At 60.8% G+C, this 25897-nt stretch carries 25 protein-coding genes and 1 rRNA gene (1 of these 26 running past the window's edge); 16 read left to right on the top strand and 10 right to left on the bottom strand.

Annotated elements, in window-relative coordinates; all coding sequences use genetic code 11:
- The 3 genes from IF189_RS03560 to IF189_RS03550 all read right to left on the bottom strand — a co-directional run.
- Positions 1-670 (bottom strand): 16S ribosomal RNA (locus tag IF189_RS03560); it reaches 867 nt to the left of the window's first position.
- Between the two features lie 633 nt (positions 671-1303).
- The gene (locus IF189_RS03555) at positions 1304-2797 is read right to left on the bottom strand and encodes a CoA-acylating methylmalonate-semialdehyde dehydrogenase (RefSeq protein ID WP_085711290.1); all 1494 of its coding nucleotides are present in this window, start codon (positions 2795-2797) and stop codon (positions 1304-1306) included.
- Positions 2798-2873: 76 nt separating this feature from the next.
- The gene (locus tag IF189_RS03550) at positions 2874-4223 is read right to left on the bottom strand and encodes an aspartate aminotransferase family protein (RefSeq protein WP_007958518.1); all 1350 of its coding nucleotides are present in this window, start codon (positions 4221-4223) and stop codon (positions 2874-2876) included.
- 139 nt (positions 4224-4362) lie between these two features.
- Here IF189_RS03550 and IF189_RS03545 point away from each other — a divergent pair, with 139 nt between their 5' ends.
- The 6 genes from IF189_RS03545 to IF189_RS03520 all read left to right on the top strand — a co-directional run bounded on the left by IF189_RS03545 (position 4363) and on the right by IF189_RS03520 (position 10749).
- Positions 4363-5283: a LysR family transcriptional regulator gene (locus IF189_RS03545; RefSeq protein ID WP_007958517.1), complete on the top strand. Its 921-nt coding sequence runs from the start codon at positions 4363-4365 to the stop codon at positions 5281-5283.
- A 94-nt stretch (positions 5284-5377) separates the two neighbouring features.
- Positions 5378-6028, top strand: coding sequence for a TetR/AcrR family transcriptional regulator (locus IF189_RS03540; RefSeq protein ID WP_085711287.1), 651 nt, complete (start codon positions 5378-5380; stop codon positions 6026-6028).
- Positions 6029-6035: 7 nt separating this feature from the next.
- Entirely contained in the window at positions 6036-6617 is a 582-nt protein-coding gene (locus IF189_RS03535; RefSeq protein ID WP_192552818.1) for an IMPACT family protein, read from the top strand.
- A 537-nt stretch (positions 6618-7154) separates the two neighbouring features.
- The gene (locus tag IF189_RS03530) at positions 7155-8705 is read left to right on the top strand and encodes an ABC transporter ATP-binding protein (protein WP_192552817.1); all 1551 of its coding nucleotides are present in this window, start codon (positions 7155-7157) and stop codon (positions 8703-8705) included.
- Between the two features lie 11 nt (positions 8706-8716).
- Positions 8717-9823 carry an ABC transporter permease gene (locus IF189_RS03525; protein ID WP_134825390.1) on the top strand — a complete coding sequence of 369 codons (1107 nt, stop codon included), beginning with the start codon at positions 8717-8719 and terminating at the stop codon, positions 9821-9823.
- A complete protein-coding gene (locus IF189_RS03520) occupies positions 9823-10749 on the top strand; it encodes an ABC transporter permease (RefSeq protein WP_134825389.1) in 927 nt (308 codons plus the stop codon). The genes IF189_RS03525 and IF189_RS03520 overlap by 1 nt, the downstream gene beginning before the upstream one ends.
- Here the strand turns inward: IF189_RS03520 and IF189_RS03515 are convergent.
- On the bottom strand, positions 10717-11145 hold the full coding sequence (locus IF189_RS03515; protein ID WP_134825388.1) for a hypothetical protein: 429 nt from the start codon (positions 11143-11145) through the stop codon (positions 10717-10719). The two genes, IF189_RS03520 and IF189_RS03515, sit on opposite strands and share 33 nt — an antisense overlap.
- 83 nt (positions 11146-11228) lie before the next feature.
- Here IF189_RS03515 and IF189_RS03510 point away from each other — a divergent pair, with 83 nt between their 5' ends.
- The 3 genes from IF189_RS03510 (at position 11229) to IF189_RS03500 (ending at position 13844) form a co-directional block, all read left to right on the top strand.
- Positions 11229-11579 (top strand): MerR family transcriptional regulator, encoded by a 351-nt coding sequence (locus IF189_RS03510; RefSeq protein ID WP_192552816.1) that lies wholly within the window; start codon positions 11229-11231, stop codon positions 11577-11579.
- Between the two features lie 27 nt (positions 11580-11606).
- The gene (locus IF189_RS03505) at positions 11607-12302 is read left to right on the top strand and encodes an SDR family oxidoreductase (RefSeq protein WP_192552815.1); all 696 of its coding nucleotides are present in this window, start codon (positions 11607-11609) and stop codon (positions 12300-12302) included.
- Positions 12303-12485: 183 nt separating this feature from the next.
- Positions 12486-13844, top strand: coding sequence for an 8-oxoguanine deaminase (locus IF189_RS03500; protein WP_134825385.1), 1359 nt, complete (start codon positions 12486-12488; stop codon positions 13842-13844).
- 57 nt (positions 13845-13901) lie between these two features.
- On the opposite strand, the gene IF189_RS03495 is transcribed toward IF189_RS03500, so the two are convergent.
- Positions 13902-14993 (bottom strand): calcium:proton antiporter, encoded by a 1092-nt coding sequence (locus IF189_RS03495; protein WP_134825384.1) that lies wholly within the window; start codon positions 14991-14993, stop codon positions 13902-13904.
- A 286-nt stretch (positions 14994-15279) separates the two neighbouring features.
- Between IF189_RS03495 and IF189_RS03490 the strand changes: the two genes are divergently transcribed.
- From IF189_RS03490 to IF189_RS03480, 3 genes are all read left to right on the top strand, one after another.
- The gene (locus tag IF189_RS03490; RefSeq protein ID WP_134825383.1) at positions 15280-16353 is read left to right on the top strand and encodes a BMP family ABC transporter substrate-binding protein; all 1074 of its coding nucleotides are present in this window, start codon (positions 15280-15282) and stop codon (positions 16351-16353) included.
- Between the two features lie 61 nt (positions 16354-16414).
- A complete protein-coding gene (locus tag IF189_RS03485) occupies positions 16415-17380 on the top strand; it encodes an isopenicillin N synthase family dioxygenase (RefSeq protein ID WP_192552814.1) in 966 nt (321 codons plus the stop codon).
- An 80-nt stretch (positions 17381-17460) separates the two neighbouring features.
- Positions 17461-18414 (top strand): adenosine deaminase, encoded by a 954-nt coding sequence (locus IF189_RS03480; RefSeq protein WP_011332312.1) that lies wholly within the window; start codon positions 17461-17463, stop codon positions 18412-18414.
- A 49-nt stretch (positions 18415-18463) separates the two neighbouring features.
- Here IF189_RS03480 and IF189_RS03475 read toward each other — a convergent pair whose 3' ends face one another.
- The 3 genes from IF189_RS03475 to IF189_RS03465 all read right to left on the bottom strand — a co-directional run bounded on the left by IF189_RS03475 (position 18464) and on the right by IF189_RS03465 (position 21941).
- Positions 18464-19843, bottom strand: coding sequence for an MFS transporter (locus IF189_RS03475; protein WP_134825381.1), 1380 nt, complete (start codon positions 19841-19843; stop codon positions 18464-18466).
- Positions 19844-19969: 126 nt separating this feature from the next.
- Positions 19970-20704 (bottom strand): ArsR/SmtB family transcription factor, encoded by a 735-nt coding sequence (locus IF189_RS03470; RefSeq protein ID WP_134825380.1) that lies wholly within the window; start codon positions 20702-20704, stop codon positions 19970-19972.
- A gap of 307 nt (positions 20705-21011) precedes the next feature.
- Positions 21012-21941 (bottom strand): LysR family transcriptional regulator, encoded by a 930-nt coding sequence (locus IF189_RS03465; RefSeq protein WP_134825379.1) that lies wholly within the window; start codon positions 21939-21941, stop codon positions 21012-21014.
- Between the two features lie 116 nt (positions 21942-22057).
- On the opposite strand from IF189_RS03465, the gene IF189_RS03460 reads away from it, so the two are divergent.
- The 3 genes from IF189_RS03460 to IF189_RS03450 all read left to right on the top strand — a co-directional run bounded on the left by IF189_RS03460 (position 22058) and on the right by IF189_RS03450 (position 23741).
- The gene (locus IF189_RS03460) at positions 22058-22351 is read left to right on the top strand and encodes a putative quinol monooxygenase (protein WP_134825378.1); all 294 of its coding nucleotides are present in this window, start codon (positions 22058-22060) and stop codon (positions 22349-22351) included.
- Positions 22352-22387: 36 nt separating this feature from the next.
- The gene (locus tag IF189_RS03455; protein ID WP_134825377.1) at positions 22388-23401 is read left to right on the top strand and encodes a zinc-binding alcohol dehydrogenase family protein; all 1014 of its coding nucleotides are present in this window, start codon (positions 22388-22390) and stop codon (positions 23399-23401) included.
- 166 nt (positions 23402-23567) lie between these two features.
- The gene (locus tag IF189_RS03450; RefSeq protein WP_167443758.1) at positions 23568-23741 is read left to right on the top strand and encodes a hypothetical protein; all 174 of its coding nucleotides are present in this window, start codon (positions 23568-23570) and stop codon (positions 23739-23741) included.
- A gap of 11 nt (positions 23742-23752) precedes the next feature.
- On the opposite strand, the gene IF189_RS03445 is transcribed toward IF189_RS03450, so the two are convergent.
- Complete coding sequence (locus IF189_RS03445; protein WP_192552813.1) at positions 23753-24955, bottom strand: multidrug effflux MFS transporter; 1203 nt, start codon at positions 24953-24955, stop codon at positions 23753-23755.
- A gap of 117 nt (positions 24956-25072) precedes the next feature.
- On the bottom strand, positions 25073-25270 hold the full coding sequence (locus IF189_RS03440) for a heavy-metal-associated domain-containing protein (RefSeq protein ID WP_085711270.1): 198 nt from the start codon (positions 25268-25270) through the stop codon (positions 25073-25075).
- A 148-nt stretch (positions 25271-25418) separates the two neighbouring features.
- On the opposite strand from IF189_RS03440, the gene IF189_RS03435 reads away from it, so the two are divergent.
- Entirely contained in the window at positions 25419-25805 is a 387-nt protein-coding gene (locus IF189_RS03435) for a hypothetical protein (RefSeq protein ID WP_114881306.1), read from the top strand.
- The last annotated feature ends 92 nt before the right edge of the window (positions 25806-25897 follow it).

Here is a 25897-nt window from a genome sequence, read left to right as displayed (position 1 = left end):
TTCCACCACCCTCTACCATACTCTAGCTCGCCAGTTTTGGATGCAGTTCCCAGGTTGAGCCCGGGGATTTCACATCCAACTTAACGAACCACCTACGCGCGCTTTACGCCCAGTAATTCCGATTAACGCTTGCACCCTCTGTATTACCGCGGCTGCTGGCACAGAGTTAGCCGGTGCTTATTCTGTCGGTAACGTCAAAATTGCAGAGTATTAATCTACAACCCTTCCTCCCAACTTAAAGTGCTTTACAATCCGAAGACCTTCTTCACACACGCGGCATGGCTGGATCAGGCTTTCGCCCATTGTCCAATATTCCCCACTGCTGCCTCCCGTAGGAGTCTGGACCGTGTCTCAGTTCCAGTGTGACTGATCATCCTCTCAGACCAGTTACGGATCGTCGCCTTGGTGAGCCATTACCTCACCAACTAGCTAATCCGACCTAGGCTCATCTGATAGCGCAAGGCCCGAAGGTCCCCTGCTTTCTCCCGTAGGACGTATGCGGTATTAGCGTTCCTTTCGAAACGTTGTCCCCCACTACCAGGCAGATTCCTAGGCATTACTCACCCGTCCGCCGCTGAATCCAGGAGCAAGCTCCCTTCATCCGCTCGACTTGCATGTGTTAGGCCTGCCGCCAGCGTTCAATCTGAGCCATGATCAAACTCTTCAGTTCAAACATCTTTGGGTTTTTAAGAAACCCTAAACTTGGCTCAGCAATCGTTGGTTACATCTTTGATTTCTCGCGGAGTAACTTGTGATGCTGATAATCTTGTTGACTATCAGTCTGACTCCACAAGCACCCACACGAATTGCTTGATTCAGTTGTTAAAGAGCGGTTGGTTAAGATCTTTCGTCTCAACCGAGGCGCGCATTCTACAGCAGCCTCATTTGCTGTCAAGTGATTATTTTCAGAAGTTTTCGAAGATTTCTTCAACAACTTCAACCACTTGTGCTTCCGATCTCTCGTTAGCGGGAGGCGAATTCTACAGCGTTACACGCTGCTGTCAACACCTCTTTTTCTCCGCTTTCGATCGAGAAGACCGAACCGTTGAAAGCACCGGACAAACCGGCATTTTCAACTCCTTCCAGGCTTCGATGATCTGAAGCAATTCGCCATCGAAACCTACATAACTCATTGAATCTCAAGGAGTTTTCCGTTTCGACTGCGCCGGAAGTGGGGCGAATTATAGAGACTCAGAATCTGCCGTCAACCCCTATTTTCACAAATCTGTCACATCGGTCAAAAAAGCCCGAAAACAAGAAGGCCGACCTTAAAAGGTCGGCCTTCTGTGCACAGCCCTTCTACTTACAAGCTAGGGAAAGCGAATTGCGAAGCTTCATGGCTCGCACGCTGTGGCCAGCGCTGGGTGATCGCCTTGCGACGGGTGTAGAAGCGCACGCCATCCGGACCATAGGCATGCAGGTCGCCGAACAGCGAGCGCTTCCAGCCGCCGAAGCTGTGGTAAGCCACCGGCACCGGCAGCGGCACGTTGACACCGACCATGCCGACTTCGATCTCGTCGCAGAACAGACGCGCCGCTTCACCGTCACGGGTGAAAATGCAGGTGCCGTTGCCGTATTCGTGATCGTTGATCAGTTGCATCGCCTCTTCCAGGCTGTTCACCCGAACGATGCACAGTACCGGCCCGAAGATCTCTTCTTTATAGATGCGCATCTCAGGGGTGACGTTGTCGAACAGGCAGCCACCCAGGAAGAAGCCTTCTTCATGACCGGCAACGCTCAGACCACGACCATCGACCACCAGGGTCGCGCCCGCCGCCACGCCGTCTTCGACATAGCCGCTGACCTTGTCGCGAGCCTGACCGGTAACCAGCGGCCCCATGTCCAGACCGCAAGAAGTGCCGGCACCGATTTTCAGCGCCTTGATCTGTGGAACCAGTTTGGCCACCAGCGCGTCCGCTACCTGGTCACCCACACACACCGCTACCGAAATCGCCATGCAGCGCTCGCCGCAAGAACCGTAAGCCGCGCCCATCAGTGCGCTGACCGCGTTGTCCAGATCCGCATCCGGCATCAGCACCGCGTGGTTCTTCGCGCCGCCCAGTGCCTGCACTCGTTTGCCGCGCTTGGTGCCTTCGGCATAGATGTATTCGGCAATAGGCGTCGAGCCCACGAAGCTCAGCGCTTTGACTTCCGGTGCTTCGATCAGCGCGTCCACCGCAGTCTTGTCACCGTGCACCACGCTCAGCACGCCTTTCGGCAGGCCGGCTTCCAGCAGCAGTTGAGCGATCAGCAGGGTCGAGCTCGGATCACGCTCGGACGGCTTGAGAATGAAGCAGTTGCCGCAGACGATCGCCAGCGGATACATCCACAGCGGCACCATGGCCGGGAAGTTGAACGGGGTGATGCCGGCCACCACGCCCAGCGGCTGGAAGTCAGACCAGGCATCGATGTTCGGACCGACGTTGCGGCTGTACTCGCCCTTGAGGATTTCCGGAGCGGCACAAGCGAACTCGACGTTCTCGATACCGCGCTTCAGTTCACCGGCAGCATCTTCCAGGGTCTTGCCGTGTTCTTCACTGATCAATTGCGAGATGCGCGCTTCGTTCTGCTCCAGCAGTTGCTTGAAGCGGAACATCACCTGGGCACGTTTGGCCGGCGGCGTATTGCGCCAGGCCGGGAACGCTGCCTTGGCAGCATCGATGGCTTTCTGGATGGTTTCCTGGCTGGCCAGCGGCAGCTTGTGGATCGCCTGACCGGTGGACGGGTTGAACACATCAACCGCGCGACCGTTCTCGGTCACCAGTTCGCCATTGATCAAATGCGGAATAACGCTCATCGAAAACTCCTGAATTCTTGTGCGCAGACGCCCGCAAGGAGCGCCTGCTATTTGCGTAGCTATATAGAAGGGAAAATCAGTCGAGCTTGTTCAGCACTTCGCCGACCGCGTCGAACAGACGATCGAGGTCTTGCGGCTTGCTGTTGAAGGTTGGGCCAAACTGCAGGGTGTCGCCGCCGAAGCGCACGTAGAACCCGGCTTTCCACAACGCCATACCGGCTTCGAACGGACGCACGATGGCGTCGCCGTCGCGGCCCGCGATCTGGATCGCACCGGCCAGGCCGTAGTTACGAATGTCGATGACGTTCTTCGCACCTTTCAGGCCGTGCAGGGCATTTTCGAAATGCGGCGCGACTTCAGCCACGCTCTGCACCAGGTTTTCCTTTTGCAGCAGGTCGAGTGCTGCCAGGCCAGCGGCGCAAGCCACCGGGTGCGCCGAATAGGTGTAGCCGTGCGGGAATTCCACGGCGTATTCCGGGGTCGGCTGGTTCATGAAGGTCTGGTAGATCTCGGAGCTGGCAATCACCGCGCCCATCGGAATCGCGCCGTTGGTGACTTGCTTGGCGATGCACATCAGATCCGGGGTCACGCCGAAGGTGGTGGCGCCGAACATGGTGCCGGTACGGCCGAAACCGGTGATCACTTCGTCGAACACCAGCAGAATGTTGTGTTGATCGCAGATCTCGCGCAGACGCTTCAGATAACCCTGTGGTGGAACCAGTACGCCAGCGGAACCGGCCAAGGGCTCAACGAACACCGCAGCGATGTTCGATGCGTCGTGCAACTCGATCAACTTCAGCAGCTCATCGGCCAAGGCGATACCGCCCTGCTCCGGCATGCCACGGGAGAAGGCATTGCTCGCCAGCAGAGTGTGCGGCAGGTGATCGACATCCATCATCGCCTGACCGAACAGTTTGCGGTTGCCGTTGACGCCGCCGAGGCTGGTGCCGGCGATGTTCACGCCGTGGTAGCCACGGGCACGACCGATCATTTTGGTTTTGGTCGACTGGCCTTTCAGGCGCCAGTAGGCACGGACCATTTTCACCGCGGTATCGGCGCACTCGGAGCCGGAGTCCGTGAAGAACACGTGGTTCAGGTTGCCCGGGGTCAGGTCGGTGATTTTCTCGGCCAGCTGGAACGACAGCGGGTGACCGTACTGGAAGCCCGGCGAGTAATCGAGGGTGCCCAACTGCTTGGCCACCGCTTCCTGGATTTCCTTGCGGGTGTGCCCGGCGCCGCAGGTCCACAGACCGGACAGCGAGTCGTACACCTTGCGGCCCTTGTCGTCGATCAGCCAGCTGCCTTCGGCACCGACGATCAGACGCGGGTCGCGCTGGAAATTGCGGTTGGCGGTGTACGGCATCCAGTGCGCGTCCAGCTTCAGTTGGCTGGCCAGTGGCGACGACGCGTTTTCAGGCATGTTCATCGGGCAAAACCTCGCAGGGCAATAAGCTTCAGGGAGATAAAAGTCGTTGTTGCAGCTAAGTTGCCACGCCGATAAAGTCGGTGAAATCCAACTTTTCTAACCTTCAGTTAGAACCTTGCTAAACAATGAGAACAACAAGATGAGCAGCCGCCGCCCCGATCCGCTGGCCCAGGTCAGTGACTTTGATATTCGCCTGCTGCGGATTTTTCGCAGCGTGGTGGAGTGCGGCGGCTTCTCGGCGGCGGAAACCGTACTCGGTATCGGGCGCTCGGCAATCAGCCAGCAGATGAGCGATCTGGAACAACGCCTCGGCCTGCGCCTGTGCCAACGCGGTCGCGCCGGTTTCTCCCTGACCGAAGAAGGTCGCGAGGTCTATCAATCGGCGTTGCAGCTGCTGAGTGCGCTGGAAAGTTTCCGCACCGAAGTCAACGGTCTGCACCAGCACTTGCGCGGCGAATTGATCATCGGCTTGACCGACAACCTCGTCACCCTGCCCCACATGCGCATCACCCACGCGCTCGCGCAGTTGAAGGAGCGCGGGCCGGACGTGCAGATCCAGATCCGCATGATCGCCCCCAACGAAGTCGAACAAGGCGTGCTCGACGGCCGCCTGCATGTCGGCGTGGTGCCGCAGGCCAGTGCGCTGTCCGGACTGGAATATCAGCCGCTGTACAGCGAACGCTCGCTGCTCTATTGCGCGGTCGGCCATCCGCTGTTTTACGTCGATGACAAGCAACTGGATGACGAACGCCTGAACAGCCAGGACGCCATTGCGCCGACCTTCCGTTTACCGGCAGAGATCCAGGCCCACTATCAGGCACTCAATTGCACCGCCAGCGCCTCCGACCGCGAGGGTATGGCATTCCTGATTCTGACCGGACGTTACATCGGTTATCTGCCGGATCACTACGCCAGTCTCTGGGTGCAACAGGGGCGGCTGCGTGCGCTCAAGGCCAGCACGCGGTTCTATGACTTGAGCCTGGCCTCGGTCACCCGCAAGGGCCGGCGTCCGCATCTGGTGCTGGAAAGTTTTCTCGAAAGCCTCGCCGCCACCCGCTGATGACCGGCGTTTTATTGCCCGGGGCTTGTCGCAGGTCGATGGTTGCGCTATCAACGCAACTGGTTGCACCCCACAGACAAACCCGGAAGTGCCTATGACCTTTGAAGTCCCCGCTCACGGCGGCAAACCTGCCAGCCGCATTCGTCAGAAGAACGAAGAGACCATCATCAAAGCCGCCGAAGACGAGTTCGCCCGTCACGGGTTCAAAGGCACCAGCATGAACACCATCGCCACCAAGGCCGGGTTGCCCAAGGCGAATCTGCATTACTACTTCACCAACAAGCTCGGGTTGTACGTGGCGGTGCTGAGCAACATCCTCGAGCTGTGGGACAGCACCTTCAACACCCTGACGGCCGAGGACGACCCGGCCGAAGCGCTGACCCGCTACATCCGCGCCAAAATGGAATTTTCCCGTCGCCAGCCACAAGCGTCACGAATCTTCGCGATGGAAGTGATCAGCGGTGGCGAATGCCTCACCGAGTATTTCAACCAGGACTACCGCGCCTGGTTCCAGGGCCGGGCCGCCGTGTTCCAGGCGTGGATCGATGCCGGCAAGATGGACCCGGTGGATCCGGTGCACCTGATCTTCCTGTTGTGGGGCAGCACCCAGCATTACGCCGACTTCGCCACGCAGATCTGCCGCGTCAGCGGTCGCAGCAAGTTGACCAAACAGGACATGGAAGACGCCGGCAACAACCTGATCCGCATCATTCTCAAGGGCTGCGGCCTCACTCCTTCTCTATAAGACGTTTATGCCATTTACCCTCAGCGACTTTTGCGAGTTCCGCGAAGAGATTCGCAAAAGCCGTTTCATCACCTTCGCCGCACCGATCGGCAGCCCTGTCGAAGCGCAAGCCTTCATCGAGCAGCACAGCGACTTGAACGCCTCGCACAACTGCTGGGCGTGGAAACTTGGCGATCAATACCGCAGCAACGACGACGGTGAACCGGGCGGTACCGCCGGACGGCCGATTCTCGCGGCCATCGAGGCGCAGGATTGTGATCAGGTCGCGGTGCTGGTGATCCGCTGGTACGGCGGCATTCAACTGGGCACCGGCGGGTTGGCCCGAGCCTATGGCGGCGGCGCCAACAAGTGCCTGCAAGCCGCGCCGAAAATCGAACTGATCAGCCGTGTGCCCCTGCGCTGTGCCTGCGCATTTGCCGAACTGGCGCTGGTGAAACTGCGGGTGGCGGATCTCGGCGGTCTGGTGGTGGAGGAAAACTTCACCGCCAACGGCGTCGAATTGCAGCTGGCAGTGGGTGAGGCGCAGATTCCATTGCTGCAAAACCAACTGGCCGATCTCAGCCGTGGGCGCATCCTGCTCCAGCGCTGAACACCTGCAATATTTCGGGGCACGAGCAAATCCCCATATTCCAGAGAGTTGCCCACATCACCTGTGCACCCGACTGTGGATAACCTGAGCACACACCGCTGTAACCCTTCTGTCACGTGGCTTTGCGCGATTTGTACACTTTTCGCCCAAAGCACATGGAAAAAGTTTAATTCCAAACAAAAACAATCAGTTAGATCTGTTTATCGCCATTAGGAGATAGCACCGCTGCGCTTATGCCAAGGTTGTCCGATTGCGCACAAATACTGTGGAGCAACCTGTGGATAACCCGTTCATGACTCACGTAGCCACAGGTGCAGCTTGGCTCCGGCGGGATTGCTCGTTTTTTAACCAGAATTTCACGAACAAAACTGGAGCCTGATCAAAGGCTTTGCGCTGAATTGGTGCCGCGAATCGGGACAGTTTTACCTTCGTGGCTCTACGAGAAGGATCGCCGGGCAAACGCTTGAAGGCTTCCTGACTCAATGGCCAGGAAATTGCTTTATCCACAGGCACAACTCCAAGCGACCCGAGCCTGTCATGCCAAATCCCACGTCCACCCCGCGCCTGCAATTGCGCCGGATCAGCAAACGTTATCCCGGTTGCCTCGCCAATGACGCCATCGATCTGAGCATCGCCTCCGGTGAAATCCACGCGCTGCTTGGTGAAAACGGCGCGGGCAAAAGCACGCTGATGAAGATCATTTACGGCGTTACCCAAGCCGACTCTGGGGAAATGCTCTGGCAAGGGCAGCCGGTGAACATGCGCAACCCGGCGCAAGCCCGGCAGTTGGGCATCGGCATGGTGTTTCAGCATTTCTCTCTGTTCGAAACCCTGACCGTGGCGCAGAACATTGCGCTGGCGATGGGCCCGGCCGCCGGGGCACCAAAACAGCTTGAACCGAAAATCCGCGAAGTGTCCCGTCGTTACGGCATGGCGCTGGAGCCTGGACGACTTGTCCACAGCCTGTCGATCGGCGAGCGCCAGCGAGTGGAAATCGTGCGTTGCCTGATGCAGGACATTCGTCTGCTGATTCTCGACGAACCGACCTCGGTGCTCACCCCGCAGGAGGCCGACGATCTGTTCCTCACCCTGCGCCGGCTCGCGACCGAGGGCTGCAGCATTCTGTTCATCAGCCACAAACTCGGCGAGGTACGTGCCTTGTGCCACAGCGCCACGGTTCTGCGCGGTGGTCGGGTGGCGGGGCATTGCGTACCGGCGCAATGCTCCGATCAACAACTGGCGCAATTGATGGTCGGCGAGTCGGCGGCGCTGATCGGCGAGTTTCCGAAAGCCAATGGCGGCGCGATATTCCTGCAGGTCAGCGGATTGAACTGGCATAACCCGGACCCATTCGGTTGCTCGCTGAGCGACATCGATCTGCATGTGCGCAGCGGCGAAATCGTCGGCATCGCAGGCGTGGCGGGCAACGGACAGGACGAGTTACTGGCATTGCTCAGCGGCGAACAGACACTGGCCCGCGACGCAGCGCAAACCATCTGTTTCCGAGAACGCGCCGTCGCCGATCTGCGCCCGGATGCACGGCGCAGACTCGGCCTCGCTTTCGTCCCCGCCGAGCGTCTCGGTCACGGCGCGGCGCCGGAGTTGAGCCTGGCGGACAACGCCCTGCTCACAGCCTTTCAGCAAGGGCTGGTCAGCCACGGTTTGATCGAGCGCAACAAAGTCGAATCCCTCGCCCAGGCAATCATCCAGCGCTTCGGGGTGAAAACCCCGGACACCCAAACCAGCGCTCGCAGTTTGTCCGGCGGCAACCTGCAGAAATTCATCCTCGGCCGGGAAATCCTCCAGCAACCGAAACTGCTGATCGCCGCGCACCCGACCTGGGGCGTGGACGTCGGCGCGGCGGCGGTGATCCATCGCGCCCTGATCGCCCTGCGCGATGCCGGCGCGGCGATTCTGGTGATATCCGAAGACCTCGACGAGCTGTTCCAGATCAGCGACCGCCTCGGCGCGCTCTGCGGCGGGCGGATGTCGGCGCTGCAAGACACGGCGCAAACCCGAATCAGCGATGTCGGTGGCTGGATGGCCGGCCAGTTCCACAGCCCTCAACCTCAACCCGCTGCAGTTTAACGGAGTTTTTCATGCTGCTTTCCCTCGAACCCCGTGGCCGGCAATCGCGCCTGATGTTGTGGTGCTCGCCGTTGTTGGCGGCGGTGCTGACCCTCGGCTGTGGCTCGCTGCTGTTCATCGCTCTCGGTCATGATCCGCTGCAAACCTTGCACACCTTGCTGATCGCGCCGGTCAGCGACTTGTATGGCGTGTCCGAATTATTGGTCAAGGCGTTGCCGATCCTGCTCTGCGCCCTGGGCCTGGCGGTGGCCTATCAGGCGCGGATCTGGAACATCGGCGCCGAAGGCCAATTGTTGCTCGGTGCACTGGCCGGCAGTGCGCTGGCGGTGAACATCATCGATATGCAAAGCCGCTGGGCACTGGTGCTGATCCTGCTGACCGGCACCCTCGCCGGCGCCGCGTGGGCCGGGCTCACGGCCTGGCTGCGCACGCGCTTCAACGCCAATGAAATCCTCACCAGCATCATGCTCAATTACATCGCGCTGAACCTGCTGCTGTTCTGCGTCCACGGGCCGTTGAAGGACCCGGCCGGGTACAACTTTCCCGAGTCGGCGATGTTCGGCGACGCCAGCCGCCTGCCGTTGTTGATGGAGGATGGTCGAGTTCACGCCGGGGTGTATTTCGCCCTGCTGGCGCTGGTGGCAGTTTGGGTCTTGTTGCAAAAAAGCTTTGTCGGTTTTCAGATCAAAGTGCTCGGGCTGGATAAACGTGCGGCAGGATTTGCCGGGTTTCGCGAGAAGCGTTTGATCTGGTTCGCGCTGTTGATCAGCGGAGGATTGGCGGGACTTGCCGGTGTTTGCGAAGTCACCGGGCCGATCGGCCAACTGGTGCCGCAGGTCTCGCCGGGCTACGGCTATGCGGCGATCACCGTGGCGTTTCTCGGGCGGCTCAATCCCATCGGCATTCTGTTTTCCAGCCTGTTGATGGCGCTGCTGTACATCGGTGGTGAGAGCGCGCAGATGACGCTGAACCTGCCGCAGGCGATCACCCAGTTGTTCCAGGGAATGATGCTGTTTTTCCTGCTGGCCTGTGACGTGCTGATCCTCTATCGGCCACGCCTGAACATGCGCTGGGTGCGGCGCACTTCAACCACCGCCGTAACCGCCGGAGCGCTGTGATGGATATCGATCTGCTGAGCAATGTTTTCTACGCCATGGTGCGTTGCGGCACTCCGCTGTTGCTGGTGGCGCTGGGTGAATTGATTTGCGAGAAGAGCGGCGTGCTCAACCTCGGACAGGAAGGGATGATGCTGTTTGGCGCGGTGATCGGTTTCATCGTCGCCTTCAACAGCGGCAACCTGTGGCTTGGCGTTTTACTGGCGATGCTTGCAGGGATGTTGTTGTCGTCGCTGTTTGCCCTGGTGGCACTGGTGTTCAACGCCAATCAGGTGGCGACCGGGCTGGCACTGACGATTTTTGGCGTGGGCCTGTCGACCTTTGTCGGTGCGGCGTGGGTCGGCAAACCGCTGGCCGGTTTCGAGCCGCTGGCGATTCCCTACCTGAGTGAAATTCCGCTGATCGGCCGAATGCTGTTTGCCCAGGATCTGCTGGTGTACCTGTCGTTCGCGCTGTTTGCGCTGGTGGCCTGGGTGATCGTGAAAAGCCGTGTCGGGCTGATCATTCAAGCGGTCGGCGAGAATCCCGATGCAGCCAGTGCCATGGGCCTGCCCGTGCTGACCGTACGTACGCTGGCCGTATTGTTCGGCGGCGCGATGGCCGGACTGGCCGGGGCTTATCTGTCGCTGGCGTACACGCCGATGTGGGCCGAGAACATGACCGCCGGACGCGGCTGGATCGCCCTCGCGCTGGTGGTGTTCGCCAGTTGGCGGGTGTGGCGACTGTTGCTCGGCGCGTATCTGTTCGGCCTCGCCAGCATCCTGCACCTGGTGGCGCAGGGGTTGGGGCTGGCGATTCCATCAAGTCTTCTGGCGATGTTGCCGTACGTTGCAACCATTCTGGTGCTGGTGTTGTTGTCGCGGGATGCGGTGCGTACGCGGTTGTATGCGCCGGTGTCACTGGGACAGCCGTGGCAGGCCGGACACTGAAGGACTTTTAACAGGCAACACTTGTGCAATGCCCCACGCCAGTTCGAAGACCAGGAAACCCACCAGCAACGAACTGGCGCCGTGGGCCAGGGCATAAGCCTGCCATGCGGCGAACAGAAACCGCGCCACCGCGTCATAGCGTCCATAAACCTGCTGCGGATCGCGAATCCGCAGCACCGCCCACACGCAAACCACCGAACCCAAGAGGTTCGCCATCAACAGGTGCACAGGTTCGAACGGCGGCAATTCGCCGGGCAGTTCAAGCGCCTGACTCAGCGCCGTCAAAATCCCGTGCAGCGCGGCAAAACTCCACGGCGTGGCAAACGCCGCCGTCACGATCAAGTCATACCAGGCACTGCCGCGCACCAGATTGCGATACTGCGTTGAAGTCCACATCGTCCTTGCTCCGAAAATTCAGGGAGCAACCACGGTAAAGCCTGGAGTATGCTCCAGGGTCAAACACTTTCGAGATGTCCTTGATGCGCATCGGTGAGCTGGCCCGGAGCTGCGATGTCAGCCGTGACACGCTGCGTTTCTACGAGGAACGCGGACTGATCGCGGCACAACGCAGCGCCAACGGCTATCGCGACTATCCGCCGGAGATGGTGCAACTGGTGCTGTACATCAAGACGGCGCAGCGTCTGGGCTTTACCCTCGGCGAGATCGGCAGCAGCGTTGGCGCGCTGTGGCAATCGCCGGATCCGGACACCGCCGTCACGCAATTGCTGCAAGACAAGCTCAAGCTGATCGAAACCCGCATGACCGAACTCGGTGAGCTGCGCCATGAGTTGCAGCAACGGCTCGGTCAACGCTGTCCATTGAACCCGTGATCTTTCAACTTTCAAGGAAAGCCCATCATGTCCGCACTTAATCCTGCCAAGCACGCACTGATCATCGGCGCCTCCCGGGGCCTGGGTCTGGGTCTGGTGAAAACCCTGCTGGCCGATGGCTGGCAAGTCACCGCCACGGTTCGCAACCCTGCGAACGCCGAGGCGCTGAAAGCACTGGGCAACGTGCAGATCGAAAAACTCGACATGGACGACCAGCAAGCGGTGATCGCCCTGAGCCAGCAGCTCAAGGGCGAGACCTTCGACCTGCTGTTCGTCAACGCCGGGGTCAAAGGCCCTGACGTGCAGACCCCGGGCGGCGCGACGCTGGCGGAAGTCGGCCAACTGTTCTTCACCAACGCCGTGGCGCCGATCAACCTGGCCCAGCGTTTCGTCGGGCAGATCCGTGACGGCAGCGGCGTGCTGGCGTTCATGAGCTCGGTGCTGGGCAGCGTGACCATGCCCGATGCGCCGGAACTGGCGCTGTACAAGGCCAGCAAAGCAGCGCTGAACTCGATGACCAACAGCTTCATCACGCAGTTGGGCGATCAGAAACTCACCGTGCTGTCGCTGCATCCGGGCTGGGTCAAAACCGACATGGGCGGCGAAGGCGCCGACATCGACGTGGACACCAGCACCCGTGGCCTGGTGGATCAGGTGGACGCATTTGCCGGCAAGGGCGGCCATCACTTCGTGAACTACAAGGGTGAAACCATTCCCTGGTAAGCGCTGGACCCTGTGGGAGCCTGCTCCCACAGGGTTATCCCGGTGTCTGGTCGGGTTGGGCTTGCCCGTCGCAACATTTTGTTCGAAACTCCGCACCTCGTCCTTCGCGGCGACCCTGGATCAGCAGACAGGGCAACACTGAGCTGGCAACCCTGAACCCAACTTTCAGAGGAGCCGGCCACAATGCCTGCGACCCGTATCTGGTTAAAAAATCCCCTCGCCATTTTCACGGCCAACGGTCTCGATGCCCGTGGCGGTCTGGTGCTGCAAGACGGTGTGATCACCGAAGTGCTCGGCGCCGGCCAGCAACCTTCCGCCCCATGCAATGAAGTGTTCGACGCCCGTGAACACGTGATCCTGCCGGGCCTGATCAACACCCATCACCACTTCTATCAGACCCTGACCCGCGCCTGGGCGCCGGTGGTCAACCAGCCGTTGTTCCCATGGCTGAAAACCCTATACCCGGTCTGGGCACGCCTGACGCCTGAAAAACTCGCCCTCGCCACCAAGGTCGCGCTGGCCGAGTTGCTGTTGTCGGGTTGCACCACCGCTGCCGACCATCACTACCTGTTCCCGGACGGCCTGGAAAACGCCATCGACGTGCAAGTCGAAACCGTGCGTGAACTGGGCATGCGCGCCATGCTCACCCGTGGTTCGATGAGCCTCGGCGAGAAGGACGGCGGCCTGCCTCCGCAACAGACGGTGCAAGAAGGTCAGGTGATTCTCGACGACAGCCAGCGGCTGATTCACGAGTACCACGAACGTGGCGACGGCGCGCAAATCCAGATCGCCCTGGCCCCGTGCTCGCCGTTCTCGGTGACCCCGGAAATCATGTCCGCCAGCGCCGATCTGGCGAACAAACTCGATGTGCGTCTGCACACTCACCTTGCCGAAACCCTCGACGAAGAAGATTTCTGCCTGCAACGCTTCGGCCTGCGCACCGTGGATTATCTGGACAGCGTCGGCTGGCTCGGCCCGCGCACCTGGCTGGCCCACGGCATCCACTTCAACCCCGACGAAATCGCCCGCCTCGGCGCGGCCGGCACCGGCATCTGCCATTGCCCGAGCTCGAACATGCGTCTGGCGTCCGGCATCTGCCCAAGCATCGAACTGACCGATGCCGGCGCATTGTTCGGTCTCGGCGTGGATGGTTCGGCGTCCAACGATGCGTCGAACATGATCCTCGAAGCGCGTCAGGCGCTGTACATCCAGCGCCTGCGTTATGGCGCCGAGAAGATCACCCCGGAACGTGTTCTGGGTTGGGCAACCAAGGGCTCGGCGAGCCTGCTGGGCCGTACCGATATCGGTGAACTGGCGGTGGGCAAGCAGGCGGATCTGGCGTTGTTCAAGCTCGATGAACTGCGCTTCTCCGGCAGCCATGACCCGATTTCGGCACTGCTGCTGTGCGGTGCGGACCGGGCGGACCGGGTGATGGTCGGCGGTAAATGGCGTGTGGTTGACGGGCAGGTTGAAGGGCTGGACCTCAAAGGCCTGATTGCCGATCACAGTCAGGCGGCGCGGCAGTTGATCGCCGGTACCTGATCCCCTCCTGATCGTTCCCACGTCGAGGCGTCGAACCGTCCGCGTGGGAACGATCGATCACAACCCCAACAGCGACAACATGATGAACGTCGCAAACAGCACAAAGTGCGTCATACCCTCGATGGCATTGGTCTCGCCGTCATTGAGGTTGATCGCGCTGACGATCAGCGTGATGAAGATCATCACCGTCTGCACCGGCGTCATCGCCATCTGAAACGGCTGCCCCGTATAGAGCGCCATCGCTTCCATCACCGGCACGGTCAGGATCACCGTCGACAACGACGCCCCCATCGCAATGTTGACCACCGACTGCATGCGGTTGGCCAACGCTGCGCGCAACGCGGTCAGGATCTCCGGTGCCGCCGAAATCGCCGCCACCAGAATCGCCGTGATCACCGGCGGAGCCCCCGTCCCTTCCAGGCCCAGATCAAGGGTCTTGGACATCACCTCGGCCAGTGCGCCGATCACCACCACGCCGAAGACCAGAATGGCGATCGACAGCGGCAGATTGACCTTCTCCGGTTCCTCCTCCGGCGGCTGTTTCTTGCGGCGTTTATCCGGGTAGCTGTAGCTGAAAAAATAACTGTGCGGCCCGACCTGCATCCGCAGGAACAACGCATAAAGCACCACCATCGCGCCGATGGTGAACGCCGAATAGATTTTCCAGTTGGCCTCGGGAATGAACTCCGGCACCACCATCGACACGCCCATGGCGGTGAGGATCATCACGCTGTAGCTGCGGGCCGAGTCGTCGTTGTAGGACTGCTCGCCATGCTTGATCCCGCCCATCAGCGCGGCGAGGCCGAGGATGCCGTTGATGTCGAGCATCACCGCCGAATAGATCGTGTCGCGCACCAGGGTTGGCGAGGCTTCGTTGCTCATCATGATCGCCAGAATCACCACTTCCACCAGCACGGCGGCGAGGGTCAGGATCATCGTGCCGTACGGGTCGCCGACTTTTTCCGCGAGCAGTTCGGCCTGATGGGCGACGCGCATCGAGGCGGCGACGATGAATGCGATCAACACCAGCCCGGCCGTCAGGGCGACAACCTGGCCGCTGTGCAGCAACCAGTGCTCCAGCGGATACGCAACGACGGCGGCGATCAGGGCCAGCAGCAGAAAGCTTTCTTGCTTGAGGATCGTGAGCATGGCGGGCCTTCGGGCGCTGAGGGCGAATGAGTTACTGACTGCGGGGTAGCGCTAATGGTTCGTTACACCTTAGCGCACCAGCCGATGGCAGCTTTGCCTACGCCTGCACTTTTATTGGCCTTTGCGACCTCTTCGCGAGCAAGCCCGCTCCCACAAAAATGGCGGCGTTTTTGTGGGAGCGGGCTTGCCCGCGATGGGCGCGCCTCGGTTTCGAGCCAGATTGTTGTCCGCTTGGTCAGTCTTTTGCATTGCCCTCCCCACACACAACAAAAGGGAGTTCGCGTTCATGCAAAAACGTCCATTGCAGAAACTGCTGTGCATCGCCATGGGCCTCGGCCTCAGCCTGGGCGCCAGTGCCGCCGATCCACTGAAGGTCGGCTTCGTCTACATCGGCCCCATCGGCGACCACGGCTGGACGTATCAGCATGAACAGGGGCGCAAGGCGCTGGCGGAAAAACTCGGCACGCAGATCACCACCAACTACGTGGAAAACGTCGCCGAAGGTGCCGACGCCGAGCGGGTGATCCGCAACATGGCCAAGGACAATTACGACCTGATCTTCACCACCTCTTTCGGCTACATGAACCCGACGGTGAAAGTCGCCAAACAGTTTCCCAAGGTGACCTTCGAACACGCCACCGGCTACAAGCAGGACAAGAACCTCGGCACCTATCTGGCGCGCACCTACGAGGGCCGTTACGTCGGTGGTTTCCTCGCGGCGAAAATGACCAAGACCAAGAAGATTGGCTATGTCGCCTCGTTCCCGATCCCGGAAGTGATCCGCGACATCAACGCCATCCAGCTGGCCCTGAACAAATACAACCCCGGCACCGAGATCAAGGTTGTGTGGGTCAATTCCTGGTTCGACCCGGGCAAGGAAGCCGACGCCGCCAACGCGCTGATCGACCAGGGCGTGGACGTGGTGTTCCAGCACACCGACAGCCCGGCGCCGATCCAGGCTGCCGAACGGCGTGGCGTGTACGCCGTGGGCTACGCTTCGGACATGGCACACTTCGGACCGAAAGCGGTGCTGACCTCGATCGTCAACGACTGGGCGCCGCACTACATTCAAGCGACCCAGAGCGTGATCGACCACAACTGGAAATCCCAGGATTACTGGGGCGGGTTGAAAGAAGGCACGGTCGAACTGCCGATCAGCGATCTGGTGCCGGCACCGGTGAAGGCCGAAGCCGAGCAGATCATCGCCGACATCAAGAGCGGTGCCCTGCAGCCGTTCACCGGGCCGATCAAGGATCAGGCCGGGGTCGAGAAAATCCCGGCGGGCAAGAGCGCGACCAACGTGGAACTGGCGTCGATGAATTACTACGTCGAAGGCATGAAGGCCGAGATGCCGAAGTAAATTCCCCCAGATCGTTCCCACGCTCTGCGTGGGAACGATCATTAACTTTCAAGGGTTGTGTATGGATCAGCTTCCGATCATCGACATCTCGCCGCTCTACTCCACCGACCAGAACGCCTGGCCCGCCGTCGCCGAGCAGATCGACCACGCCTGCCGCGAATGGGGCTTCTTCTACATCAAGGGCCATCCGGTTCCGGCGCAGCGCATTGAATCCCTGCTCGATCACGCCCGGCACTTCTTCGCATTGCCGACAGCAGAAAAGCTGAAGATCGACATCACCCGGACCGTCCATCATCGCGGCTACGGCGCCATCGCCACAGAGCAACTCGACCCGGACAAACCCAGCGACCTCAAGGAAACCTTCGACATGGGCCTGCACCTGCCGGCGGATCATCCCGACGTGCTGGCGGCAAAACCCTTGCGTGGTCCCAATCGTCACCCGGCCATTCCCGGCTGGGAGACGCTGATGGAACAGCACTACCGCGACATGCAGGCCCTGGCGCAAACCCTGTTGCGGGCCATGACCCTGGCGCTGGGCATCGAGCGCGATTTCTTCGACAAGCGCTTCAATGAGCCAGTCAGCGTGCTGCGAATGATTCATTACCCGCCGCGCCATACCGCCAGTTCCGCCGAACAGCAAGGTGCGGGAGCACACACCGATTACGGCTGTATCACACTGCTGTATCAGGACACCGCCGGCGGCTTGCAGGTGAAAAACGTCCGAGGCCAGTGGATCGACGCACCGCCCATCGACGGCACGTTTGTGGTCAACCTCGGCGACATGATGGCGCGCTGGAGCAACGACCGTTATCGCTCGACTCCGCATCGGGTCATCAGCCCGCTCGGCGTGGATCGCTACTCGATGCCGTTCTTCGCCGAGCCGCACCCGGACACCCGCATCGAATGCCTGCCCGGTTGCCAGGACGACCGACATCCGGCGAAATATCCGACCACCACCTGCGCAGAATTCCTGCTGTCGCGCTTCGCCGATACCTACGCCTATCGAAGGGAGCAGGAAGCGGTGTGATGGATCGGTTGGTCAGGTTTTGCCAATTGTTTCGGCGCGCATCTGTAGAATGCCGTCATTGCACCTGATGAGAAAAGAATATGTACGACTGGCTCAACGCCCTGCCCAAGGCCGAACTGCACCTGCACCTCGAAGGCTCGCTGGAGCCCGAGCTGCTGTTCGCCCTGGCCGAACGCAACAAGATCGCCCTGCCGTGGAGCGACGTCGAAACCCTGCGCAAGGCTTACGCCTTCAACAATCTGCAGGAATTCCTCGACCTGTATTACCAGGGCGCCGACGTGCTGCGCACCTCCCAGGATTTCTATGACCTGACCTGGGCTTACCTGCTGCGCTGCAAAGAACAGAACGTGATCCACACCGAGCCGTTCTTCGATCCGCAGACCCACACCGACCGTGGCATCCCGTTCGAAGTGGTGCTCAACGGCATCGCCGCCGCCCTGAAGGATGGCGAGCAGCAACTGGGCATCACCAGTGGTTTGATCCTGAGCTTCCTGCGCCACCTGAGCGAAGACGAAGCGCAGAAAACCCTCGACCAGGCGCTGCCGTTCCGTGATGCGTTTGTCGCGGTAGGTCTGGACAGCTCCGAGATGGGTCACCCGCCGAGCAAGTTCCAGCGTGTGTTCGACCGTGCCCGTCACGAAGGCTTCCTGACCGTTGCCCATGCCGGCGAAGAAGGCCCGCCGGAGTACATCTGGGAAGCCATCGACCTGTTGAAAATCCAGCGCATCGACCATGGCGTGCGCGCCATCGAAGACGAGCGCCTGATGCAGCGGATCATCGACGAGCAGATTCCGCTGACCGTGTGCCCGCTGTCGAACACCAAGCTCTGCGTGTTCGATCACATGTCGCAGCACAACATCCTCGACATGCTCGAGCGCGGCGTAAAGGTCACGGTGAACTCCGATGACCCGGCGTACTTCGGCGGTTATGTCACCGAGAACTTCCATGCGCTGCACGAACATCTGGGCATGACCCAGGATCAGGCCAAACGCCTGGCGCAGAACAGCCTGGATGCACGGCTGGTAAAGCCGTAACAGCAGAAAGCCGTTCGAACACACCGGTGTTCGAACGGCTTTTCATGTCTCAGCGCACAACCGCTTCGGTCAACTCTTCCAGCGTCTTGCCCCGGGTTTCCATCCCGAACAGCCACACCACTCCCGCGGCTATCGCAAAGCACAACGCCCCCAGCGCAAACACCCCGCCCTGCCCGGTAATCGGAAACACCAGCCCGGTGACCAACGGCCCGAGCAGCGAACCCACGCGCCCGATGGCCGAGGCGAACCCGGAACCCGTCGCCCGCGCCGACGTCGGGTACAACTCAGGCGTGTAGGTGTAGAGCACCGCCCACATGCCGAACAGGAAAAACTGCATCAACAGGCCCGTGCCGATCAGCAGTCCGACATTGCCGCCGAACACCGCACTCTGGCCATACAGAAAGGCCATCACCCCGCCGCCAAGCAACGTGATGATGCACACCGGTTTGCGCCCCCAGCGCTCCACCAGCCACGCCGCCATCAGAAATCCGGGAATCCCGCCGAGGGAAATCAGCACCGTGTAATACACCGACTGAGTCACCGCAAACCCTGACTGTTGCAGCAACGCGCTGAGCCAGGAGGTCAGGCCGTAGAACCCGAGCAGCGCAAAGAACCACAGGCTCCAGATCATCATCGTGCGCTGGCGGTACAGCGGCGACCAGATCTGCCCGAGGGCCGACAGGAAATTGCCCGGTGGCGTGATCACCCGAGGCAGGCGAACCGGCTCCGGCAATGCAGCCCCGCCCAGCGACTTTCGCACCCGATCCTCGATCCCGCACAACACTTTGTCCGCCGCCTCATGCTTGCCGGCCTGCTCCAGCCAGCGCGGCGATTCGGGAATGAAAAAACGGATCGCCAGCACAAACACCGCCGGCACCGCCAACACCAGAAAGATGTCACGCCAGCCAATCAGCGGCAGCAGGAAATACGACAGCACCCCGGCGGCGACAAACCCCAACGGCCAGAAACCGTCCATCAAGGCAATGTAACGCCCGCGACGCTTGGCCGGTATCAGCTCCGACAGCATCGACTGGGCAATCGGAAACTCCATGCCCATGCCGATCCCCAGCAGGATGCGGAACAGCGTCAGACTCTCGACCGTTTGTGCGGTGGAACACAGGTAACTGGCCAGCCCCCACAACACGATGCTCCACTGAAACACCGGTTTGCGACCGAAACGATCGGCCAGCAGCCCGGAAAGCGACGCCCCCAGCACCATGCCGAAAAAACTCGAACTGGCCAGCAGACCGGCTTCGGCGCTGCTCAGGCCGAATTCGGTTTTGATCGAGCCGAGCAGGAAGGTCATCATCGCCAGATCCATGGAGTCGAAGAAAAACGCCAGGGCGATGATGATGAAAATGATCCGGTGATAACCGCTGACCGGCAGGCGTTCCAGTCGATCCGCCGCGCTGAAGCTTCCCGTGTCCATGCCACCTCCTCCATCCGAAATGTCTGCGGATCGAGTGTGCGCGATAGCCGTTCAGCTTTTGTGCCAGATGCGACCTGTTCGCAGCCGTAGGCGACGCCAGTCATCCGGGCAATGGAGCAAAGCGCTCTACAGCGCCATTTCCAGCTCGGTCTCTCGAGCGAATCGATGAATTTCCCGTTGTCCCGTCGCCGTCAGTTGCAGGGCGCGGGAGTCGTTGGGCAGCGTCAACCAGCCGGACTGCATGAACAGCTGCAACAACGCCGCGCCCAGCGAGCCGCCCATGTGCGGGCGACGCTCGCTCCAGTCCGGGCACGCACAGGCTACCTGTGCGTTACGGTGGGCCAGCGCCTGGATGAAGACCCCGCGACTGGCCAATTGTGTCGCCCCCTTGTGGGTGACCACCACCCGATGTTCGAGCTGTTCGATCCAGCCGGCATCCAGCAGACGCTGGTACAGGTCGGCCGCCAGTGTGCCGCCCAGATGGTCGTCGCAAAAACGCGCACGCAGCAGGGAAGAGGGCGCGGACTGGGGTTTGGCGATGGGTGTGGCGCGTTTGAAGACATCGGGGATTTCCCGCGGGGCACTGGCGATCGTGGCGCTGGCCAAAGCCTCGATGGCCGCGCCGATTTCCGGAGCCGCCAGGCGAAAGAAGCGCTTACGCCCGCGAGCCTCGACCTTCAACAGACCGCCAGCGGACAAGCGCCCCAGATGCGCACTCGCCGATGAGGGCGACAGCCCCGCCAGCAGCGCCAGTTCCTCGGTCTGCCGGGCCGAACCATCCATCAGCGCCCACATCATCGCGCTGCGTTTGGGATCGGCCAGCAACGTGGCGATCTGGCTGATGCAAGGTGCATGTTCCATGTATTCACTCCCTGTTGAATCGTATCGTTTACTGCTCAGAGACATCTTGACCAGTAATCAGTCGTCGGCCAAGCCGCGCAAAAACGCCTTGATCCGAGGCAAGGCAACACACTGCCACCCGGTATTCGCAGTACTCGACACGACCGTCACCGTTACCCGGCCGGTGTCTGTCCGATCATGCCTGTGCCTGCGTGCGGGTGCAGGCTTCAGGCGAGCGCTAGTATAAGCGGGTTGCCCGCAGCGTCCTGCGCCGGAGCAGGTCCATCTGGTGATTGTTCCTGACAGAAATTTCGCTTTTTGCCTGCGACTAATGATCAACCTGCGGAAAAGCGGGAAATCGGCTACTCAATTCCGCGCAACGGCTGGCGAGCATCTCCCTCAACAGGTTCACCGGCTTACTCAATTGTGCGCGATGGGCGCACAGCAGATTCAGCGGAGCCCGCTCGCAGAGCAGCCCCGGCAGCAGCACTTTCAATCGCCCCGCAAGAACATCACCGGCCACATCCAGCCAGGATTTGTACGCGATGCCCGCCCCCGCGACGGCCCATAGGCGCACCACATCGGCATCGTCGCTGAAACGGTCGCCACTGACGGTCAGGCCGACTTCGCGTTTGCCGTCATGAAAACTCCAGTGGTCGTGCACCCGACGGCCCAGCATGTACAACAGGCAATTGTGCTGCGCGAGCTGCTCCAGTTGCGTCGGCTCGCCATGTTTCGCCAGATAGCCCGGAGAGGCGCACAGCACCCGCCGGTTCTGCGCGGCGATGGGCAGCGCGACCAGACTGGAGTCTTCCGGTTCGCCGTAGCGCAAGGCGATGTCCACCGGTTGGCGAAACAGGTCGGCAATGCGGTCGCCCAGCAGCAGGCGCACGGTCAGTTTCGGGTGTTCACGCTGAAACTCGTCGAGCCACGGCAGCAGCAGGTTGCGGCCGAAATCCGAGGGCGCCGACAACTGCAGGATTCCGCTGACCTGATCCTGACCGCTGGCCAGCAGACGACGACCTTCATCCAGGTTGCTCAGCGCCGCCCGGGCGTATTCGAGGAAACCTTCGCCCTCGGACGTCAGCCGCAGACTGCGGGTGGAACGCGCCAGAAGCCGTGCGCCGAGCTGTTGCTCGATACGCTTGAGCGCCGCGCTGGCCACGGCGGCGGACATGTCCATCCCCCGTGCCGCCGCCGACAGGCTGCCCAGATCCGCCGCCCGGACAAACAACTGCAAGTCATCGAAACGCAGCATTCCAGCCTCGATTATCAAAAAAACATTGAAAGAGACTGCTCTTTTAGCCGGTTTTATCTCGCGTAGAAATAGCCAATCATGCCTCCCATCGAATTCATCTCGTTCCGGAGTCGACCATGTCCCAGCCCTTCACCGCTATCGCCACCCTGATCGCCAAACCCGGCCAGCAGGACGCCCTCGAACAGCACCTGCGTGCATTGATCGAACCGACCCGCGCCGAAACCGGTTGCGGTCAATACGATCTGCACCAGGACCTGGCCAACCCGCTGGCCTTCTACATGATCGAACAGTGGGCCAGCGACGAAGCCCTGCAGGCCCACGACGACAGTGCGCATATCCAGCATTTCCGCAGCAAGGCCGAGGCGTTCCTCGAACACTTCGAGCTCAAACGTCTGCGCGCCATCGCCTGAATCCTTCCTTTAAGTAAGCACTTTTCGGAGTCATCCATGAAAGCCATCGCCTATTACGCATCCCTGCCCATCAGCGACGAAAAATCCCTGCAAGACATCGAACTGCCGGAGCCAGTGGCCGGCCCGCGCGACCTGTTGGTGGAAGTCAAAGCGATTTCGGTCAACCCGGTCGACACCAAGGTTCGGCAGAACGTCGCGCCAGAAGGCGCCGCCGCCAAAGTGCTGGGCTGGGACGTGGCCGGTGTGGTCAAGTCGGTCGGCAGCGAAGTGACGCTGTTCAAGGCCGGTGACAAGGTGTTCTACGCCGGTTCCATCGCCCGGGCCGGTGGCAACAGTGAACTGCACGTGGTAGATGAGCGGATCGTTGGCCACATGCCGAAAAGCCTCGGCTTCGCCGAAGCCGCCGCCCTGCCGCTGACCGCCATCACGGCGTGGGAGCTGTTGTTCGAACGCCTGCAAATCCGCGAAGGCAACACTGACGAAGGTCAGAGCCTGTTGATCGTAGGCGCGGCCGGCGGCGTGGGTTCGATCCTCACCCAACTGGCCAGCCAGTTGACCGGGCTCAAAGTGATCGGCACCGCTTCCCGTCCACAGACCCACGACTGGGTGAGCGAGCTCGGCGCTGACCTGGTGATCGATCACAGCCAGCCGTTGAGCGAAGAACTGAAGCGCGCCGGCCTGGCCCACGTGACACACGTCGCCAGCCTGACCCAGACCGATCAGCACCTGGACCAACTGGTCGAGGCCCTGGCGCCGCAGGGCAAACTGGCGCTGATCGATGATCCGAAGTCGTTGGACGTGACCAAACTCAAGCGCAAGAGCCTGTCGCTGCACTGGGAGTTCATGTACACCCGCTCGCTGTTCGAAACGCCGGACATGATCGAGCAGCACAAATTGCTCAACCGCGTGGCGGACCTGATCGATGCCGGGACGTTGAAGACGACGGTGGGCGAGCATTTCGGCAAGATCAACGCGAGCAACCTGCGCCGTGCCCATGAATTGCTGGAAAGCGGCAAGGCCAAGGGGAAAATTGTTTTAGAAAGTTTCTAAAACTCCGGAGGCCGCAGTCTTCGTCAGCGCCAGAAGTGGCTGACTCGGGGGCTGCGGTCACTTTTTGCCGTCAGTCAGATGCTTGACCCTTGTCACAATTGCGATCGTATTCGGGTCTACAATCGAAACCTCTGCGATGCAATCTTTTACGTACGGGAGGTCAGCAATGAAGATCCTGATAAAAGAAGTGGCAAAGTCCCAATGGCAAGTTCGCCTTGACCAGCACGCCGTGACATTCCGCAGTGAAGCCGAAGCCCTGGCCTTCACCCGCACCCTCGAAGCGCGTCTGCACGCGCCCCATCAGATTCCCGAGATTACCCAGCAACGCGCTGTCGGCTGAGTTTTTTCCGTTCAGACTTCGGCCTGCGCCTTTGCCAGCGCCCGGGCATTCTGCATGCGCCGGGTGAGCATCGCCGCGCTGACCACCAACAGACCGCACAGGCTGATGATCATGGCCATCGGCACGGCGGTGCCGTCGTGCAAGACCCCCACCAGCGCCGAAGCCCCGGCGGCGACGCTGAATTGCATGCACCCGAGCAATGCCGAAGCACTGCCGGCGCGAGCGCCCTGGCCGTTCATCGCACTCGCCGCCGCGTTGGGGCTGATGCAGCCAAGACTCGCCACGCAAATGAACAATGGAATCAGCAGCGGCCACAGGGCCTCGGTGTGCAGGGCACTGACCGCGAGCAATGTCAGCCCGGCACCGAAGTAGACCCAGACCGCCCGCGACAACAGAAACGCCGGGCCACGCTTGGCCAACAGTCGCGCATTGACCTGTGCCACCAGAATGAAGCCCGCGGCGTTGGTGCCGAACAGCCAGCCGAAATGCTCGGGCGGAACGCCGTACAGCTTGATGAAAATGAAGGGCGAGCCGGCAATGTAGGCAAACATCCCGGCGATGGCGATGCCACCGGTCAGGGCATGGCCCATGTAGATCGGGTCGGTCAGCAGGCGAGCGTACTGACGCAGCGCACCGGACAGTGGCTGGCGCGGAACATGGGCCGGCAGACTTTCCGGCAGGCCGAGGGCAACCGCCAGACCGGCCAAGGCACTGAACCCGGTCAGCACCAGGAAGATCGACTGCCAACCCGTGGTGTTGACCAGCAGACCGCCGAGCATCGGCGCCAGGATCGGGGCCAGCCCCATCACCAGCATCAGTTGCGAAAAGACCTTCGCCGATTCCACGGCATCGCATTTATCGGCGACCACCGCCCGGCCAATCACCATCCCCGCACAACCGCCCAGTGCCTGAACGAACCGCGCACCGATCAGCCACTCCAGATTCGGCGCATAAGCGCAGGCCAATGACGCCAGCGTGAACAGCACCAGGCCGGTGAGCAATGGAATCCGCCGTCCGAAACGATCCGCCACCGGACCGTAGGCCAGTTGGCCGATGGACAAGCCAAAGAAATAAGCCGACAGCGTCAGCTGGACGTGTTTCTCATCGGTGCCGAACGCCAGCGCCATGGAGGGAAATGCGGGGAGATAGAAGTCGATCGCCAGCGGACCGAAAGCGGTCAAGGCACCGAGAATCAGAATGGTACGGAAGTTCATCAGGCGTCCAGGTTTGGCAGGCAGTTGGGCGGGCACTTTGGTTAAGAGTGCAGCCCGACAGTCTAGCCGCGCGAGGACGCCTTGAACAATCCGGTAGCTCGCTAACTATTAAAAAGTTCAGGCGAGTCTGATGGCGTAGCCTTCTTCGCTGATCGCCTCGATCACTTGTTCGGCGCTCAACGCACTTTCGACACCGACTTCCTTCGCCGCCAGATCGACCCGCACGCTGGCCGCCGGATCCTTGCTCTGCACCGCCTGGGTAACGGCCTTGACGCAGTGACCGCAGGACATGCCTTCAACACTGAACACTTGCATGGAATGACTCCTTTGAGTGAGGTTGCCGGCAGTGTCGAGCTTGCCACGATGGCAAGGTCAAGTTCTGCAAACAACTGCCGGGCTGGCAATCGGCGCCGCGCTCGGCCAAGCTGCGTGCATCCATGACATCAATTCAGGAGATTCAGCCATGCGCTGGTCAGCTTTCAGCCTGTTTGGCCTACTCAGCTTCTTTGCCTGCCTGCCCCAGGCCAACGCGACCGGCGAGGATTACGCCGTTCTGATCATCTCCCGCGAGCGTCTGGAAGTGCCGACTTCCTGCGAGATCGGCGTGTATATCCAGGACCAATTGGCCGGGCGGCTGCTTCAGGAACAGACCACATCGTTCAATCTGCCCTACGGCAAAGTTTCCATTCGTCTGAAACTGGAGCCAAGCCAGATGCCGGGCTGCAAGCCGGGGATGCTGGCACCACCGGCGCAGGAAATCACGCTCAAGGCCGGCAGTGTGGTGAAGTACCGGATCGCGTCCAACGATCAAAGGGGACTGTACCTGCGGCCAGCCGCGCTCGAATACTGAGCCAGGGCCCGAAAAGGGGGAGCCGGCAGGCTCCCCCTTTTTTTGGCCTTGACCTTGCCAGCATGGCAAGGTTGATCCTGTAGGCATCCACT

This window comes from Pseudomonas sp. IzPS59 (assembly GCF_014863505.1).
In the GTDB taxonomy this organism is placed as follows: Bacteria; Pseudomonadota; Gammaproteobacteria; order Pseudomonadales; family Pseudomonadaceae; genus Aquipseudomonas; species Aquipseudomonas kribbensis.
The sequence above is the reverse complement of the archived record's forward strand: the minus strand, read 5'-3'. Positions and strand labels throughout refer to the sequence as shown.